Genomic DNA, 18,131 nt, shown 5'->3' on the forward strand with positions numbered 1-18,131 from the left:
GGACCTTCGAAAAATGATTGCTGCTCAGATGGTTGTCCGCTTCCGCTTGTCCGCGTCGGCGATTGCGCTCGGCGCCGCCTTCGCCACTCCTGCCTTCGCTCAGGCCGAGCAGGCACAGGTCAACACGCAGCGCGTAAACGACGCCGTCGAGTGCTCGACGATCGGCGACGCCGCCCAGCGTCAGAGGTGCGTGGAAACGCAAGGCGAAAACGCAGTCCCGACGGGCGGCGCGCCAACCGACCAGGCAATCGTCGTAACCGGTTCGCGTATCAAGCGGCCGAACTTCGAGACCGACCAGCCTGTCGTCGTGATCGACAGCGCTCAGATCGAGTCGCGCGGCTTCCAGACCGTGGGTGAGGCGCTCAACGAGCAACCTTCCTTCGGCGTCCCGGGCGCTTCTCCAGTGGGTGGACAGGCCGGCTCCTTCGGCTCGGGCCAGTCATTCGTGAACTTCCTCGGGCTCGGTTCGCAGCGCACGCTGACTCTGGTCAACGGCCGCCGCTTCGTCAGCTCCAACACGGCATCGATTTTCGGTCCGACTGCGGCGGGCACGCAGGTTGACCTGAACGCGATCAACACCAAGCTGGTCGACCGCGTGGAGACCATCGCGATTGGCGGCGCGCCAGTCTACGGTTCGGACGCGATTGCGGGCACCATCAACGTCATCCTGAAGCGCAACTTCGAAGGGATCGACCTTGACGGGCAGCAGGGCTTCTCTTCGCGTAAAGACGCCCCGGAGTGGCGTGTCCGCGCACTCGCCGGCCACAACTTCCTCGACGGGCGCGCCAACGTGACCATCGCAGGCGAGTACAACGAGAGCACCGGTCTCGTTTACAACGATCGTGCCGTGACTCGGAACGGTCTGTTCTACGGCGACTGCCCGGCTGGCTCGTCGCACACCCAGTGCACCTATGCGAACCGTCGTATCCCGGCGATCAGCGAGAGCGGTATTCCGACCGTTGGCGGCGAAGTGTTCGGCCTCGATTTCCCGCTTAGTCCAGAGCAGTCGCAGTACCTGGTGTTCGGCGACCCGTCGCTGAACTTCGGCGTCACGGACGCGAGCGGCAACCAGCTCCAGTTCTCGCCGGGCGGCCAGCTCGTCCCCATCGATTTCGGTCAGGCCATCGGCTGCGTTCCGTGCGGTGACTTCAACATCGACTTCTCGGGCGGCAACGGCTTCAACCTGTTCAACACACAGCAGCTGCTGACCAACACGAAGCGCTACAACGCCAACATCCTCACCCAATTCCAGATCACGGACAACATCCGCCTGTTCGGTGAAGGTTGGTATGCCTACTCGAAGGGCACCAACCTGCGCGAGCAGCCGGTCTACAACTCGGGCCTTTTCGGCGCCGCCGGCGCCCCCGACGGTCCGATCATCATGAACATCAACAACCCGTTCCTGACCGCGCAGCAGCGCGCACTGATCCAAAACTCGATCAACACGAACCCGTTCAGCGATCAGAACGTCGGCGTCGTCGGAACGCAGGACTACTTCTACTACAGCCGCGGCAACACGGATATCACATCGGGTCGGGCGAGCTCCGCGACCAACCTGTACCGAGTTGTGGGTGGCGTCGACGGCTCGTTCGGGATCGGCGGTCGGACATTCAACTGGGAAGTGGTTGCGAACTACGGGCGGTCGAAGACCACTGGTCATGAGCCGGTACTCGTCCAGCAGAACTTCGAGAACGCAGTGAATCCGATGACGGACGCGAGCGGCAACATCGTTTGCGCGCCGGGGTACACGAACTCGTCGATGCCGACGCTCAGCTCGACTTGCGCGCCGCTGAATCTGTTCGGCAACGGGCGGATTTCGCAGGCGGCTCTTGACTATGTCACGGCCATTGCGGACCCGACCGGAACGAACACCCAGCGTGTGTTCACGGCTTCGCTCAGTGGACCGCTGTTCACTTTGCCTGGCGGTGACCTCAGCCTGGCGCTTGGCGCCGAAGCGCGCCGTGAGTCGACCAAGTTCAATCCCGGCGAGTTCTACGCGGGTGGCGACGACCCGGACCCAACGACGGATGAAAACGGCGACGGTGATCCAACCAATGATCGCGTCCAGTATGGCCGTTCCGTTCCGATGTTCCCCGTGAAGGGGCACTTCAGCACGAAGGAACTTTTCGGTGAGCTTCGCGCGCCGATCATCGGTCCGTCGAACGGCATTCCGGCGGTCCGCAGCCTCGAGCTGCACGGGGCTGCCCGCTACGTGCACCACAGCATCGCCGGTAACGATTGGACGTACACCGCCGAAGGCCGCTGGGGCATCATCCGGGACATTGCAGTCCGCGCCAACTACACGCACGCAATCCGGGCGCCTGCGATCACGGAAATCTTCAACCCGTCGAGCGCGTTCTTCGGCTTCGCGGTCGACCCGTGCGATGCAGACAATCTCAACTCCGGTCCGTCTCCCGCGAACCGGCAGGCGAATTGCGCGGCTGCTGGCCTTCCGGCGAACTTCGCGTCGCTGTCGAACCAGCGGTCGTTCCACCAGGCAATCGCCGGCAACGTCGACCTTTCGAACGAGCGCTCGAACGCGATCTCGCTCGGAGCGGTGCTCAGCCCGCGGTTCATCCCTGGTCTGACGGTCTCGGCGGATTACCTGAACATCAAGCTCAAGGACGCGATCACGTCCTACTCGGGCACCGACGTGGCCGAGGCCTGCTACGATGCGCCGGACTTCCCGAACAATCAGTTCTGCCCGCTGATCTCACGCGACGCGTCGGGGCAGCTCGACTTCATCGAAACGCGCTACTTCAACGCGGCGAGCTACCACTACAAGGGTGTCCTCGGAGCGCTTGATTATCGCAGGGCCACCCCCTTCCTAGGCGCAAACAGCCGCATCGGGGTTAACCTGTCGTACCAGTATTTGAAGAGCCTGACGCAGAAGAGCACGCCGACGTCGGATCCGGTCCACCTCAGCGGTGGGATTGGCTACCCGCACTCTTCGGCGGTCCTGAACCTGAACTACCAGAATGATCCGCTGCAGCTGTTCGCGTCCTTCAACTACACGGGCCGTGTTCTGGTCGATCCGGACCAGCCCAGCGAGTATTACGACACGCCGCACCGGAACTCGGTTGTCTACGTCAACACCGGTGTGTCGTACGATATCGGCAAGCGCATGACCCTGCGGTTCCTGGTCGATAACCTGTTCGACAAGGGCGCACCCGCTTACGTGCCCGCAGGTGGTGGCGTGGTTACCTACTTCCCGGGCGTGCTCGGCAGGTACTTCCGCGTGGGAGCCGGCCTGCACTTCTAGGGCAATCATCCGTAAAGGAAGGGCGGGAAGTCATCGGCTTCTCGCCCTTTCTTTTGTCGGCGGCTTCGACCTATGAACGACTGATGGGGAGCGGGCCGCCGGTTTCATGACTGCCTTGACGGGCACCACGCTGGCGATGGTTTGCCTGGCCCTGCTTTGGGTCGGCATCGCCGCCGCTGTCGCGATCGCGGCTGCCCGGCGGTTCCGCCTGGCGGAGCTGGTGCTTGCAAGTGCCCGTTCGACCGCGGCGCTACTCGATGCTGCGCCCGCCCGGCCACTTGTCGTCCGGCCCGACGGCAGCGTCGAAGTCGACGGCCGCCTCGCGCGGGAGTTGGGGCTGATCGGTACACCAGCTCGCCTGACGGACCTCTCGACAGAGGACTCCGGCATTGCGAAAGACGACCTCGATCAGCTCGAAGCAGCCCTCGATACCGCGCGCCTTTCTGCTGGCCGCGTGGCTCTCAAGATCCGCGCCAGCGGCTCCGGCCGCGTGTTCGACGTGCGAGGCGGCCCGGCACCTCCTGAAGAGCCTGCTGCCACCATGCTCCTGTGGTTCCTCGACACCAGCGCAGGCGAGGAAGAGCGCGCCGGAATGGCCGACCGCCTGCGCCAGACGGAAGCCGCGCTGGACTCCCTTGCGCACCTCATCGAGGCCGCTCCCTTTCCCATGTGGTACCGCGGGCCGGACCTTCGGCTGGGGCTGGTGAACAGTGCCTTCGTCGAGGCCGTGGAAGCTCGCGATGCCGCCGACGTCATCGCACGATCCGCCGAACTGATCGATGGCGAGGGCCAGGATAGCGCAGCCGCCGCTGCCCAGCACGCACTTGAGAGTGGGCACAGCCAGTCGCGGATGCAACCAGTCATCATTCGCGGCGAGCGCCGCATGCTTCGGCTGGTCAACGTGCCACTGCCGACCGGCGCTGTGGCCGGGTTCGCAATCGACGTGCAGGACCTGGAAGAGGCTCGCACCGAGCTCCACCGCAACATCGAATCGCAGCGGGAGCTGGCGGATCGCATGACGGCGGGCGTCGCCCAGTTCGATGCCGACCGAACGCTCAGCTTCTTCAACCAGCCGTTCGCCGCAATGGCGCAGGTCGATCCCGAGTGGTTGGCGGACTCGCCCGAGTTCGACCGGGTGCTGGAGCGGATGCGGGAGAACCATCGGCTCCCGGAAGTGCGGGACTTCCCCGCATGGAAGGCCGAGCGCCGCGGCTGGTTCAGCAGTCCCGAAGAAGCCGTGGAAGAAGAATGGATGCTGCCCAATGGCGACCATCTGCGGGTGGTCGCCCAACCGCTTCCGGACGGCGGGCTCCGCCTGTTTGCCGAGGACCGCACCGAGCAGTTACGCCTTGCCTCCGCACGGGACACCCTGCTTCGGGTCCGAGCCGCCACTTTCGACAATCTGTTCGAAGCGATAAGCGTCTTCGCCAGCGATGGCCGGCTCTATCTTTGGAACCGGCGCTTCATCGAGCATTGGGAACTCGACGAGGACTGGCTCAATGGCCATCCGCGCGTGGACGAGCTGGTGCCCGCGATGGCGCGGAAGCTGGTCAATCCAACGGCTGCACCGCAGATCCGGGAAATGGTTCGTCAGACTACGAACGAGCGTCAGTCGGCGACCGGGCGCATTTCAATGACCGATGGCCGCCACTTCCAGTTCGCAGCAGTGCCGCTGCCGGACGGCAACGCACTCTTCACGATGGTGGACGTAACCGATTCAACCCGCATCGAGGAGGCGCTCCGCGAGCGTGCGACCGCGCTTGAAGAAGCCGACCGGGTGAAGACCGATTTCGTCGCCAACATGAGCTACGAACTGCGCACGCCGCTGACTTCGATCGGCGGGTTCGCGGAGCTTTTGTCCGGCGGTTATGCGGGGGACCTCACCGCCAAAGGCAAGGACTATGTCAGCGCGATCCTGGAGTCGGTGGAGCGCCTGTCGAAGCTGATCAACGACGTTCTCGACCTGACGACCGGCGACACGCGAGGCGTGATCCTGGAGCGCGAACGGATCGACCTCGCCGGCCTGTGCCGGACCGCGGCGGAAGCTGCGCGAGGCCGCGCGGCCGAGAAGGCGCAGAAGCTGGAGACAGAAATCTCTCCTGCGGCCGGGTTCGTCTTCGGCGATGCGCGGCGGCTGCGCGAGGCGCTCGAGCACGTGCTTCAGAATGCGATGGCCTACAGCGACCGCAAGGGCCGTATCCGGTTCGAGGCGGATGGCAATGACGAACAAGCTGTGGTCCGCATCACCGACAATGGTCCTGGGATCGCGGAGAAGGACCTGCCGCGCGTCTTCGATCGCTTCGACCGGATCGTGGAGGCGGGCGTGCGCGGCGAGGCGGCGCTCGGCCTCGGGCTGCCGCTCACGCGGCAGTTCGTTGAAGCGCATGGCGGAACGGTCGAACTGGACTCGGCAAAGGGGAAGGGCACGAGTGTCACCCTGACCATCCCGCGAAAGCCCAGATGATCCTCAACGACGAGCAGGAAACGGTATCTGCAGGCGCAGCGCTGGCAAACGTCGCGCGATCCGGAGACGTGATCACGCTGTCGGGACCGCTAGGCGTCGGTAAGACCGCTTTCGCCCGCGGGTTTATTGCGGCCCTTGGCCATCACGGCGAGGTGCCAAGTCCAAGCTTCGCGATCGTTCAGCCCTATGAAGTGCTGCAGCCGCCCGTCTGGCACGCCGACCTCTACCGCCTGCGGGACCCTTCCGAGCTCGACGAAATCGGACTCGATGCAGCGAGTGAGGGCATACTCTTGATCGAATGGCCGGATCAGGCGGGAGAGGGCGCTTGGCCGAATGCGCTCGCCCTGTCGCTCGAGTTCGGTGAAGCGGGCGCGCGGCGCTTGACAGCGAAGGTGCCGCCGCCATGGGAGGGGCGATGGCCGGTCCCATGACTCCCCCCGAATATGCGTCCGATTTCCTTGCCGCGTCAGGCTGGGCCGGGGCGCGCGTAGAGCCGCTTGCGGGCGACGCCTCGTTCCGCCGTTACTTTCGGGTGATCGGCGACCAGGGCCAAGCCGTGCTGATGGATGCGCCGCCGCCGCACGAAGACCCGCGCCCGTTCATTGCCGTCGCCGAGTGGCTGGTGGGCCGGGGCCTCAGCGCTCCGGAAATCCTCGCCCGAGACCTTGAGCGGGGTTTGCTGCTTCTCGGCGATTTTGGCGACAGGCGGCTCCGCGAAACCCTTGATGCCGATCCTCGACGCGAACGCGAGCTCTACGAGCGCGCGACCGATGTCCTGGTCCACCTCCATGGCCATCCGCCGATGGCGGGCCTGCCGCCGCATGGCCTTGAACAATGGCTCAATGAGCTAACCCTCTTCACCGAATGGTACTGCCCCGCTGTGGGTCTGACGGTCGACGAAGGCGAGTACTGCTCGGCCTGGCGAGAAGTGCTGGAGCCGGTTGCAAACGACGGGCTGGGGCCGGTGACCGTGCTTCGCGATTACCACGCCGAGAACGTCATGCTCGTTGAGGGACGGAGCGGCGTCGCTCATTTCGGCTTGCTCGACTTCCAGGACGCGCTTGCCGGCCATCCGGCATACGATCTCGCGTCGGTGCTGGAAGATGCCCGGCGCGACGTTTCGCCGGAGATCGAGCGCGCGATGATCGACCGCTACGTGGGCGCGACGGGTTCGGGCGAGGCATTCGAGCGCGGCTACTGGGCACTCGCAGCGCAGCGCAACACGCGCATCCTGGGCGTCTTCACGCGCCTGTGGAAGCGGGACAACAAGCCGGGCTATCGGCGTTTCCAGCCGCGCATGTGGGGCTTGCTCGAGCGCGATCTGGAGACTCCGGGATTGGAGCCTGTCCGCGAGTGGTTCGATGCGAACGTCCCGCCGGAATACCGGCGGGCGCCGTGGGAGGACGCCCAATGAGCACCGCCCATCGCGCCCTGCGGCTGCGGGCCGAAGTGCCGGCCGAGGTGCCGCACACCGCAATGATCATGGCGGCCGGTCTCGGCAAGCGCATGCGCCCCCTGACGGCGACGCGTCCGAAGCCGCTCGTCGAAGTTGCTGGCAAGGCGCTGCTCGACCACGTGCTCGACCGGCTCAAGGCTGCCGGCGTTCGCAAGGTGGTCGTGAACGTCCACTACTTGCCCGACGCCGTCGAGGCGCATCTGGCAAACCGCAACCACGGTCTTGAGGTCGCAATCTCCGACGAGCGCTCCCTGTTGCTCGAGACCGGCGGTGGTCTCGTCAAGGCGGCGCCACTGATCGATTGCGACCCATTCCTGGCCGTCAACAGCGACAACCTGTGGGTCGATGGGCCCGCCGACACGCTGCGCCTGCTCGCTTCCCATTGGGACGATCGCAAGATGGACGCGCTGCTCCTGCTGGTGCCACTGGCGCGGGCAGAGAACCATGGCGGCATGGGGGACTTCCACATGGACCGGCAGGGCCGGCTTCGGCGGCGGGCGCGGAGCCACGTGGCGCCGTTCGTGTTCACGGGCATCCAGATGGTTTCGAAACGTCTTTTGCGCGACGCGCCCGAGGGGCCATTCTCCACCAACGTCTTCTGGGACCGGGCGATCGAGGAGGGCCGCTGCTTCGGCGCCGTGCACCACGGCCTCTGGTTTGACGTCGGGACGCCAGGCGCAATCCAGGTGACCGAAGCGGCACTCCAGAATGTCTGAGCCGGCGACGGTGCGCCCGGGCGCACCGTCGGTCTACACGATCCCCGCGCATCGGTCCTTCGCCGATGCTCTTGCCGCAGGACTCATCCAGCGCTTCGGCCGCGAACCTCTTGGGCTTGCCAGAGGGCGGATCTTGCTGCCCAACAACCGCGCCGTCAGGGCCGTCACCGATGCATTCGTCCGCGCGAGCGGCAGCGGCCTTCTCCTGCCGCGCCTCATTCCAGTCGGCGACCCCGACATCGACGAGCGCATTGGCGGAGCGCTCGACCCGATCGACGACTCTGCCGCCATTCCGCCGGCCATCGATCCGCTCGAACGGCTTCTGAGCCTTGCCGAGCTGGTCCGTCCGGAAGTTGGCAGTAGTGCGGAAGCGATGCGCCTCGCCGACGACCTCGCCCGCACGCTCGACGCGTTGCTGGTCGAGGAAGTGGCGCCAACCCGGCTCGCCGAAGCGGCGGCCGACGCACCGGACCTCGCCGCTCACTGGCAGCTGTCGCTTCACAGGCTGCGGGCGATCATGGAGCAGTGGCCCGCGCGGCTGGCAACCTTGGGCCGCATCGACCTGGCGGATCGCCGCAATCGCCTGTTGCGCCGACTTGCCGAGCGCTGGCGCGACCGTCCCCCCAACGGGTTCACGATCGCCGCCGGTATCACGACCTCTGCGCCGGCGATCGCACGCGTGCTTCACCGAGTTGCGCGGATGCCGGGAGGGTTGGTCGTCCTGCCGGCGCTAGCGTTGCAAGGGGCAATGCCAGGCGCAGAGTGGGAGGTGCTAGGTTCCGACGAAGGTCTGCGCGAGCAGACACATCCGCAGTACCACCTGAAGCTCCTCCTTGACCGGATGGGAGTAAGCCGAGACGAGGTCGAGCCGTGGCCAAGTTCAGGTCGCGCGGCCTCGCCAGCGGCCCGAGGGGGCGCAGTCACCAACGCGATGACATCGGCGGCGTTCAGCGACAAGTGGAGCACGTTGGCGCCTCCCGACCGGCGGTTGACAGGAGTGCGAGCGGCAGAGTTTGCGGACCCCGCGGCGGAAGCCCAGGGCATCGCCATCGCGCTGCGCCAGGCGCTGGAGACCCCCGGGAGGACGGCTGCGCTCGTAACACCCGATCGCATGTTAGCGCGGCGGGTCTCGGCCTTGCTGAAGCGGTGGGGCGTGGACGCCGACGACAGCGCCGGGCGAGCGCTGTCGGAGACGGCGCCCGGAACTTTGCTGCTGGCGATTGCCGGGGCAGCAGCGGAAGAATTTGCGCCCGTGCCACTGCTCGCGCTGCTCAAGCATCCACTTGTCGGCGGCGAGGGGACAGATCGCCTCGCGTGGCTGGACAGGGTGCGCCTGCTCGATATCGCTCTTCGCGGGCCGCGGCCCGCGGCAGGGCTGTCCGGCCTTGACGATTATTTCCGCGCGAAGTCGCCGGAGGCTTCATCGAATTGGCAGGTCCTCCGCGTAAGGCTGACAGCGCTCGATGGGATGTTCACCCGTCCGATTGGCCTTCGAGAGTTCGCCGCCAAGCTGGTCGATTGCGCACAGTCGCTTGCCGGGGAAGTGCCGTGGCGCGGCCAGGACGGACGCCTGACCGCCGAGCTGATTGCCGAGCTCGGGGCGCAGGAGAGCGGCGGGCTACTCCAGGTCGAAGCGGAGGACGCCGTACCGTTGCTCCGGCAGTTGCTGGAGGGCGAGCGCGTGCGCCCGGCCTATGGCGGGCACCCGCGCATCTTCATCTGGGGCTTGCTAGAGGCGCGGCTCCAGCATGCCGATTTGATGGTGCTCGGAGGCCTCAACGAGGGTGTGTGGCCAGCCGCTCCGACACCGGACCCGTGGCTCGCACCAAAGATTCGCGCGAACCTGGGTCTGCCCGGGCTCGACTTCCGTATCGGCTTGTCGGCGCATGACTTCGCGAGTGCCCTTGGCGCACCCAACGTGCTGATCACGCGCGGGCGGCGCGATGGCCGCTCGCCGACCGTAGCGTCGCGGCTATGGCTGCGGCTGGAGGCGATGACCGGCGGAGTCACGCGCGACACGCGTATTGAGCGTCTGGTCGAGGCGCTCGACGCCCCCGCGACTGTCGAGCCTGCCGAGCGTCCCGCGCCCCGGCCACCCGCGGACGCTCGGCCCCGCAAGATCTCGGTCACGGCCGTGGACCGGCTCAAGGCCGATCCGTTTGCATTCTACGCGCGGGAAATCCTCAAGCTGCCGAGCCTGGATGCCGTGGATGCCGACCACACCGCGGCGTGGAAGGGCACCGCAGTCCACAAGGTACTGCAGGAGTGGCTGCAGGCGGACGACTGCACCCCCGAGCGCCTGCTCCCGCGGGCGCGGGCGCTGCTTCAACAGGACACGATCCACCCGATGCTTCGCGCGCTGTGGTCGCCACGGTTGATCGAGGCCATCCGCTGGGTCGAAGCCCAGGAACAGGAAAATCGCGCCGACGGCCGCCGCCCGCGCGCTGCGGAGGAGCGAGGTGAGGCCACGCTCGACGGCGTCCTCCTCTACGGAAAGGTCGACCGCATCGACCTACTGGCAGACGGCAACCTCGCCATCGTCGACTACAAGACCGGCAAGGCGCCTGCACCGAAGGCGGTGAAAGCCGGCTTCTCGCTGCAGCTCGGCCTACTCGGGCTCATCGCGGCCGCCAACGGCTTCCGCGACATCGACGGGGCGCCCCGCGTCTTCGAATACTGGTCCCTGACGAAACATGGCGACCAGTTCGGGCGGCGGGTCTGTCCTGACAAGGACATGGGGACGGGTGAGTTCCTCGAGCACGCGGCGCGGAACTTCGAGGATGCAGCGACGCGCTGGCTGACCGGGAACGAGGCCTTCACGGCCAAGCTCAACCCCGCCTTTGCGCCTTATGGCGAATACGACCAGCTCATGCGGCTGGAAGAATGGTACGGCCGCGGATGAGCCTAGCGCTTCCTTGGCGACTTCTTGACGGTCGATGCATAAAGCAGCGCCGCGACGATTGCGGCCGAGCCGATGCCCACCGCCATTCCGGCCTTCACCAGCTTGTTGCGGCGGCCGTCGGAGGCCTCGTCGCTTTGATTGGTCTCGCTCATCGCAGGTTCCTGACTGACTCTCCCGCGCCTATGTCTATGGGGTCGCAGGCGCGTTTGGAAGCGCCGAGGTCATGAGCCGCCGCTTCCAGTCCCTGCCGGTGCTCGAAGGGGAACAGGCCCGCGCCGTCGATCCGGCGATCAGTGCCGCGCTCTCCGCTTCGGCCGGCACAGGCAAGACGCAGGTCCTCACCGGGCGCGTGCTTCGGCTGTTGCTGAGTGGTGTAGCGCCCGAAACCATCCTCTGCGTCACCTTCACGAAAGCGGGCGCCGCCGAGATGGCGAACCGCATCGGCCGTCGGCTCGCGGCCTGGGTGCGTATGCCCGAGCCGCAGCTTAGGAAGGATCTGTTCGCGCTTGGCGAGAGCGACGATCCGCTGACCCGCCAGGCCGCCCGGCGACTGTTCGCGAGTGTGCTGGATGCACCCGGCGGCCTGCGCATCCAGACGATCCACAGCTTCGCGCAGACGCTCCTTGCATCCTTTCCGGCCGAAGCGGGGATCACGCCAGGCTTCCAGCCGATCGAGGGCCGGGCTGAGCAGGAGCTGGCGCGAACCACGCTCGCAAACCTGCTCGCCGGAGCCGAGGCGGGTGGCGACGGGCAACTGCTCTCGGACGTGCAATGCCTCAGCCTGCGCTTGGGCGAAGGCGGCGCCGTCGATTATCTGATGCGCTGTGCGCGGGCAGGGGACGCGCTGTCCGGACTCGGTGATCCGGCAGCCATCGAACCGCTGCTGCGGCAGATGATGGGCCTGCCGGAGGGCTCGGTCGAAGACTATCTTGCGAGCCACTGCCGCGACGATCGCTTCGACTGCGATCTCCTGCGGGCGATTGCCGACGCCAACAAGACCTGGGGCACCGCGACCGGCGCGGACCTCGCAGCGAAGGTCGAAGCCTGGCTCGCGCTCACACCCGCCGAACGTGCCGAAGCACTGCCGGACTTTGCGCTGATTGTCTTCACCGGCTCTGGCGAGTTTCGGAAAGTGAGCGCGGGCCAGCGCAAGGCGGACGCAGCCTACGACAGCCACGCGGAGCGCCTTGCCGAAGCTGTCGCCGAGCTGCTTCGCATCCAGCGCGGTGCCCGCCTCGCCAGCGAGATGGCGGCGGGGCTTCGCGCCGGGATAGCGTTCGGCCGAGCCTATGCCGCTGCAAAGCGCAGCGCCGGCGTCGCTGACTTCAATGACCTGATCGCCTGGACTCGCCGGCTGCTTGGACAGCCCGGTATGGGTGACTGGGTGCGCTACAAGATGGACCAGCGCACGGACCACATCCTCGTCGACGAGTCCCAGGACACGAACCGCGACCAGTGGGAAATCATTCAGGCCTTGGCGGGCGAGTATTTCAGCGGCATCGGCGCCTCCGAACGCCGGCAGCGGACCATGTTCATGGTCGGCGACTTCAAGCAGGCGATCTTTCGCTTCCAGGGCACCAACCCGGACGAGTTCAAGGAAGCCGCCGACTGGCTTGAAGAACAGTCAGAGGCGCTGCGCGATGCGGTCGACGAAGCTGACGAACGCGCCTTCTCGCCGCCGCAATTTCGAAGCCTCTCCATCGACGCCAGTTTCCGCTCCGCGCAGGCGGTGCTCGATGTCGTCGACGCGGTGATCGACGACGTCGGGCACCGCAACATGGGCGTACGGGACGCACCCAACCCTCACCGCGCCCACTTCGCCGGGCGCCCCGGGATCGTCGAGTTGTGGAAGCCCTTCGAGACGCCGGAAGTGGACGGCGACGTCGGCGAGGAGGGGTGGGTGGACGAGACCGACCGTCACTATGCGACCGCCCTCGCCAAGCGGGTTCGGCGCTGGCTCGACGAAGCGCCGGTCCTCGCGACGACCAAGCGGCCGATGACAGCCGGCGACGTGCTGATCCTTGTCCGCAGCCGTGGCGAGCTCGCATCGCTCATCGTCGCCAGGCTGTTCAGCGAAGGCGTCCCGGTCGCCGGCATCGATCGCCTGCATTTGCAGGAGCCTTTGGCCGTGAAGGACCTGCTTGCCGCGATCACCTTCGCGGTTCAGCCGTTCGATGACCTGAACCTCGCCAACCTGCTTGTGTCGCCACTGGTGGGCTGGGATCAGCAGCAACTCTTCGATCTGGCGCATGGCCGCAAGGGTGCCTTGTGGGCGGCGTTGCGCGATCGTGCCGAGGAGCGCCCGGACTTCGCAGTGGCACGATCTGTACTGGGATCGCTGCTGACGATAGCCGACTACACCACGCCGCATCAGTTCCTCGAAACGGTGCTGACGGGGCCGCTCGAAGGCCGGCGCAAGCTCTACGGCCGGCTGGGCACGTCCGCGCGCGACCCGATCGATGAACTGCTGGCGAGCGCCCTGGAGTTCGAGCGGGGCGAAACGGCATCGCTTGATCGCTTCCTGGCCTGGTTCTCCAAAGGCCACGTCGAGATAAAGCGCGACCCTTCCGCGCCGGGCAATGCGGTGCGGGTGATGACGGTGCACGGAGCGAAGGGTCTCGAAGCGCCAGTCGTGATCCTGGCGGACTCGACCTCCGATCCCGAGCGTCTGGGCGGGCCCTCGAGCACGGTCCAGCTGCCGATCCGCGGGGCCAAGGTGCCGCTGCTTCGTCCTCGCAAGACCGAGGCGATGCCACCGTTCGACGCAGTCATGGCGGACGACAAGCTTCGCGACCTCGAAGAGCATTGGCGGCTGCTTTACGTCGGGCTCACGCGCGCTGCGGAGCGGCTCGTCGTCGCGGGCGTGAAGCCACGCACGCAACTGTCCGACAATTGCTGGCACACACGCGTCGAACGGGCACTCACCGCACTGGGAGCGGAGTGGGAGCAGGACGGCGAGAACCGCAAGGTCCTCCGCTATCGCGGCACCGTCGCGGGAAACGTTGGCCGGCCGAAGGCCGCTCGTCGCGAGATTGCGCTACCCGATGTCCCCGGCTGGGCGCGGACCGCCGCTCCACCCGAGGCCCGGCCGCCCCGTCCGCTCGCTCCATCGGCGATGGCCGAGGATCGCGAGCCTTCACCTCCTCCGAGCGAAGCAATGCGGATGGCCGCGAAGCGAGGCACGCTTATCCACCAGCTGCTGGAGCGCCTCGCCGACGTTGCGCCGGACCAGCGGCGCACCGCCGCCTTGGGCTGGCTGGACCGAGCGCAGGAGCTGTCTTCCGCAAATCAACGCCAAGAGATCGCAGAGGAAGTGTGCCGCGTTCTCGAAGATGCAGCCTTGGCTCCTCTGTTCGGCCCCGGCTCACTTGCCGAAGCGCCGCTTGCAGCGACGCTGCCCGACGGGCGCGTGATCGCCGGCACGGTCGACCGGCTGCTCGTCGAGGACAGTCGGGTCTCGGTTCTCGACTTCAAGACTGGACGGGTGCCGACAGGCGAAGCGGCGATCCCCGCTGCTCACCGTGCGCAAATGGCTGCTTATTCCGAAGCTTTGCGTGTCATCTTCCCCGGCCGGGCGATCAAGGCGGCGCTGCTCTACACCGGCGGACCGCAGCTATTCGAACTGCCGTCTTGAGAGCAGCACATGAACTGCCCATATGGCCGTTAACACTTCCGACCCTTGCCAGGAGAGTCCAGCGCCATGAGCACCAAGACGGTCACCGACCAGAGCTTTTCCACCGATGTGCTTGGCGCCGACGGCCCGGTGCTGGTCGACTTCTGGGCTGAATGGTGCGGGCCGTGCCGGATGATCGCTCCCGCCCTCGAGGACATCTCTAAGGAACTCGGCGAGAAGGTGACGATCGCCAAGCTCAACATCGACGAGAACCCGGACACGCCCGGCCGCTACGGCGTTCGTGGCATTCCGACGATGCTTCTCTTCAAGGGTGGGCAGCCCATCGCCCAGAAGGTTGGCGCTGCTCCACGCAGCCAGATCCAGCAGTGGCTCGAGGGCAACCTGACGGACTAGTCTGTCACTGCGGCGGCTCGGTTCCTTCCAGTCCCCGAGTGTCCGGTCTGAACTTCTCGTACCGCGGCAGGTCGTCCTGCAGCTCGAACCAGTCGATCCGGCTGCTCCAGAAGATATGGAAGCCAGGGGCGATTGCTTGCGGGTCGTCCAAAGTGGCGACGCTGAAGTCCACCGTCTCGGGCTGATGATCCACCTTCATCAGGAAAGGCGTGCCGCATTGGCCACAGAAGGTGCGATGCCCGAAGCTGGACGAGGGTACCTCCTTCACGCGGTCCCCACCTTGCGTCCAGACGAGGTCGCCTTCAGGAACGCTCGCGAAGACCATGGCCGGGGCGCCACTCGTCAGCTGGCAGGTCCGGCAGTGGCACCAGCCGCAGTCATAGGGCGCGCTCTTGAGCTCGTAGCGCACGGTGCCGCACATGCACCCGCCAGTCAGTCCCATACCGCCTCCCTTAATTGACTACGGCTAGGCCGCTCCTTACATCGCCGAGCGCAGTTTCCCCAGTGTCGCGAGAGGCTTTTGCCCTTTCCGCGAGGACGCGGGCTTTTAAGGAATTTCCATGTTCGCCGCAGTGGCAAAGAGCATCTTCGGATCGGCCAACGATCGCTATGTCCGCAGCCTCGGCAAGTATGTCGAGGCGGTCAACGGCTTCGAACACACTATTTCGGCGCTCAGCGACGATGAGCTTCGCGGCCAGACCGACCTGTTCCGGCAACGGCTCGCGAACGGCGCCAAGCTGGAGGACCTACTCCCGGAAGCGTTCGCGACCGTGCGGGAAGCGGCGACCCGGACGCTTGGCCAGCGGCACTACGACGTCCAGCTGATCGGCGGCATCGCTCTTCACCGCGGCGAAATCGCCGAGATGAAGACGGGCGAGGGCAAGACCCTGGTCGCCACGCTCGCCGTCTATCTGAACGCGCTCGAGGGCAAGGGCGTCCACGTTGTCACCGTCAACGACTATCTCGCCAGCCGCGACGCAGGCTGGATGGGCCAGGTCTATCGCTTCCTCGGCATGACGGTCGGAGTCATCATTCCGAACCTTACCGACCAGCAGCGCCGTGATGCGTATAATTGCGACATCACCTACGCGACGAACAACGAGCTCGGCTTCGACTACCTGCGCGACAACATGAAATACTCGCGCGACCAGATGGTCCAGCGGCCGTTCCACTATGCGATCGTGGACGAGGTTGACTCGATCTTGATCGACGAGGCGCGCACCCCGTTGATCATCTCCGGTCCGACCGACGACAAGTCGGACCTCTACATTTCTGTGGACCGCCTCGTGAAGACGCTGCTGCCGTCCGATTACGAGAAGGACGAGAAGCAGAAGAGCGTCGTCCTCACCGAAGAAGGCACCGAGAAGTCGGAGCGCATGCTCGAGGCCGAAGGGCTCATCGAAGGGCGCAACCTTTACGACATCGCGAACACCCAGGTCGTCCACCACTTGAACCAGGCGCTCAAGGCGAACGTCATGTTCAAGAAGGACATCGACTACATCGTGAAGGACGGCAAGGTCGTCATCATCGACGAGTTCACCGGCCGAATGATGGACGGGCGGCGCTGGTCGGACGGCCTCCACCAGGCGGTGGAAGCCAAGGAAGGCGTCCAGATCGAGCCAGAGAACCAGACGCTCGCCTCGATCACCTTCCAGAACTATTTCCGGATGTACCCGAAGCTGGGCGGAATGACCGGCACGGCGATGACCGAGGCGCCGGAATTCTTCGACATCTACAAGATGAATGTCGTTGCCATTCCGACCAACGTGCCAGTGCAGCGCGTCGACGAAGACGATGAATTCTACAAGACGATGCAGGAGAAGTTCGCGGCGATCGCGAAGGAGCTCAAGGTCAAGCAGGAGATCGGGCAGCCGGCGCTGGTCGGCACTGTCTCGATCGAAAAGTCCGAGATGCTGTCGGAATTCCTTCACGCCGAGGGCATAAAGCACTCGGTCCTCAACGCGCGCTTCCACGAACAGGAAGCCCACATCGTTGCCCAGGCCGGCCGCATGGGCGCCGTCACGATCGCGACCAACATGGCTGGCCGCGGCACCGACATTCAGCTTGGCGGCAACCTCGACTTCCGCATGCTCGACGAAACTCCGGATCTCGTCGTCGGAACGCCGGAGTACGAGGCGCGGGCCGAGGTGGTGCGTCAGGAGATCGCCGCCGAGAAGCAGCGCGTGCTCGAAGTGGGCGGACTCTACGTGCTCGGCACCGAGCGTCACGAGAGCCGGCGCATCGACAACCAGCTGCGTGGCCGCTCGGGCCGCCAGGGCGATCCAGGCCTGTCCAAATTCTACCTCAGCCTCGACGATGACCTGCTGCGCATTTTCGGTCCGCAGACGATGTTCTCGCGTCTGATGAACAAGAACCTCGAGGACGGCGAAGCGATCGTCTCCCCGTGGATCTCCAAGGCGATCGAGACCGCGCAGAAGAAGGTCGAGGCGCGCAACTACGACATCCGCAAGCAGGTCGTCGAATTCGACGACGTGATGAACGATCAGCGCAAGGTCATCTACGAGCAGCGTGCCGACATCATGGATGCCGAAAGCGTGTCGGAGACCATCGCGGACATGCGTGCGGAGACCGTTGCGTCGATCGTCGCCGTCAACTGCCCACCAGGCACCTACCCGGAGCAGTGGGACGTCGAGACGCTCACGGAGAGCGTTCGCGTGATCTTCGGGATGGAGCCGCCGATCGACTCATGGCTCCAGGAAGAGGCTGTCGAGCCCGAGCTGATTGCCGAGCGGCTTCAGCAACTTGCCGACGACGGGATGGCGCAGAAGCTCGGCGAAGTCGATCCGGAGCGGTGGGTCGACGTCGAGAAGCAGATCCTGCTCCAGACTCTCGACAGTCACTGGAAGGAGCATCTGTCGACGCTCGACGCGCTGCGCCAGGTGATCCACCTGCGCAGCTACGCGCAGAAGAAGCCCATCGACGAGTACAAGCAGGAAGCTTTCCTGCTGTTCGAGCGCCTGCTTGTCGCAATCCGTGAGGAAGTCACGCGGACGCTGATGAACGCGCAGCTGCAGCTCGAGGAAGCGCCGCTGCCGGTGCTTCCCGATTTCATCACGCAGCACTTCGATCCGTTCTCGGGCGACGACGACACGGCAGACATCGACGCTTCGACGGGCCGCTTCGCGCCACCTCCCGAGCTCAACATCCCGCAGCCCTCCTTGCCGCAGCGTGATGGCGGCGGCGTCGTTGAAGCGCCGGTCAGCCGCAACGCGCCTTGTCCCTGCGGGTCCGGATTGAAGTACAAGCATTGCCACGGGCAGGTCGCGTAACCGCAGCCGCCGGC

The 18,131-nt window shown here is 65.7% G+C and carries 11 protein-coding genes; 9 read left to right on the forward strand and 2 right to left on the reverse strand.

Annotation, left to right across the window (positions count from 1 at the left end; translation table 11 throughout):
* Positions 1-13 precede the first annotated feature (13 nt).
* The 6 genes from ACUXST_RS03115 (at position 14) to addB (ending at position 10,800) form a co-directional block, all read left to right on the forward strand.
* Positions 14-3,262 (forward strand): TonB-dependent receptor domain-containing protein, encoded by a 3,249-nt coding sequence (locus ACUXST_RS03115; RefSeq protein WP_458388481.1) that lies wholly within the window; start codon positions 14-16, stop codon positions 3,260-3,262.
* Positions 3,263-3,368: 106 nt separating this feature from the next.
* Complete coding sequence (locus tag ACUXST_RS03120) at positions 3,369-5,726, forward strand: PAS-domain containing protein (RefSeq protein WP_458388482.1); 2,358 nt, start codon at positions 3,369-3,371, stop codon at positions 5,724-5,726.
* Positions 5,723-6,157: a tRNA (adenosine(37)-N6)-threonylcarbamoyltransferase complex ATPase subunit type 1 TsaE gene (gene tsaE / locus ACUXST_RS03125; protein ID WP_458388483.1), complete on the forward strand. Its 435-nt coding sequence runs from the start codon at positions 5,723-5,725 to the stop codon at positions 6,155-6,157. Before ACUXST_RS03120 ends, tsaE begins: the two co-directional genes overlap by 4 nt.
* Entirely contained in the window at positions 6,142-7,140 is a 999-nt protein-coding gene (locus ACUXST_RS03130) for an aminoglycoside phosphotransferase family protein (RefSeq protein WP_458388484.1), read from the forward strand. The genes tsaE and ACUXST_RS03130 overlap by 16 nt, the downstream gene beginning before the upstream one ends.
* A complete protein-coding gene (locus ACUXST_RS03135; protein ID WP_458388485.1) occupies positions 7,137-7,898 on the forward strand; it encodes a nucleotidyltransferase family protein in 762 nt (253 codons plus the stop codon). Before ACUXST_RS03130 ends, ACUXST_RS03135 begins: the two co-directional genes overlap by 4 nt.
* Positions 7,891-10,800, forward strand: a complete 2,910-nt coding sequence (gene addB, locus ACUXST_RS03140) for a double-strand break repair protein AddB (RefSeq protein ID WP_458388486.1) — start codon at positions 7,891-7,893, stop codon at positions 10,798-10,800. Before ACUXST_RS03135 ends, addB begins: the two co-directional genes overlap by 8 nt.
* 2 nt (positions 10,801-10,802) lie before the next feature.
* Here addB and ACUXST_RS03145 read toward each other — a convergent pair whose 3' ends face one another.
* Positions 10,803-10,952, reverse strand: a complete 150-nt coding sequence (locus ACUXST_RS03145) for a hypothetical protein (protein ID WP_458388487.1) — start codon at positions 10,950-10,952, stop codon at positions 10,803-10,805.
* A 71-nt stretch (positions 10,953-11,023) separates the two neighbouring features.
* On the opposite strand from ACUXST_RS03145, the gene addA reads away from it, so the two are divergent.
* Together addA and trxA are read left to right on the forward strand one after the other, a co-directional pair.
* The gene (gene addA / locus ACUXST_RS03150; RefSeq protein WP_458388488.1) at positions 11,024-14,434 is read left to right on the forward strand and encodes a double-strand break repair helicase AddA; all 3,411 of its coding nucleotides are present in this window, start codon (positions 11,024-11,026) and stop codon (positions 14,432-14,434) included.
* Positions 14,435-14,500: 66 nt separating this feature from the next.
* The gene (trxA, locus tag ACUXST_RS03155) at positions 14,501-14,827 is read left to right on the forward strand and encodes a thioredoxin TrxA (protein ID WP_458388489.1); all 327 of its coding nucleotides are present in this window, start codon (positions 14,501-14,503) and stop codon (positions 14,825-14,827) included.
* Between the two features lie 4 nt (positions 14,828-14,831).
* On the opposite strand, the gene ACUXST_RS03160 is transcribed toward trxA, so the two are convergent.
* On the reverse strand, positions 14,832-15,269 hold the full coding sequence (locus ACUXST_RS03160; RefSeq protein WP_458388490.1) for a GFA family protein: 438 nt from the start codon (positions 15,267-15,269) through the stop codon (positions 14,832-14,834).
* Positions 15,270-15,387: 118 nt separating this feature from the next.
* On the opposite strand from ACUXST_RS03160, the gene secA reads away from it, so the two are divergent.
* On the forward strand, positions 15,388-18,117 hold the full coding sequence (gene secA, locus ACUXST_RS03165; protein WP_458388491.1) for a preprotein translocase subunit SecA: 2,730 nt from the start codon (positions 15,388-15,390) through the stop codon (positions 18,115-18,117).
* Positions 18,118-18,131: the final 14 nt, after the last annotated feature.

It is taken from the genome of Sphingomonas sp. F9_3S_D5_B_2 (assembly GCF_054263715.1).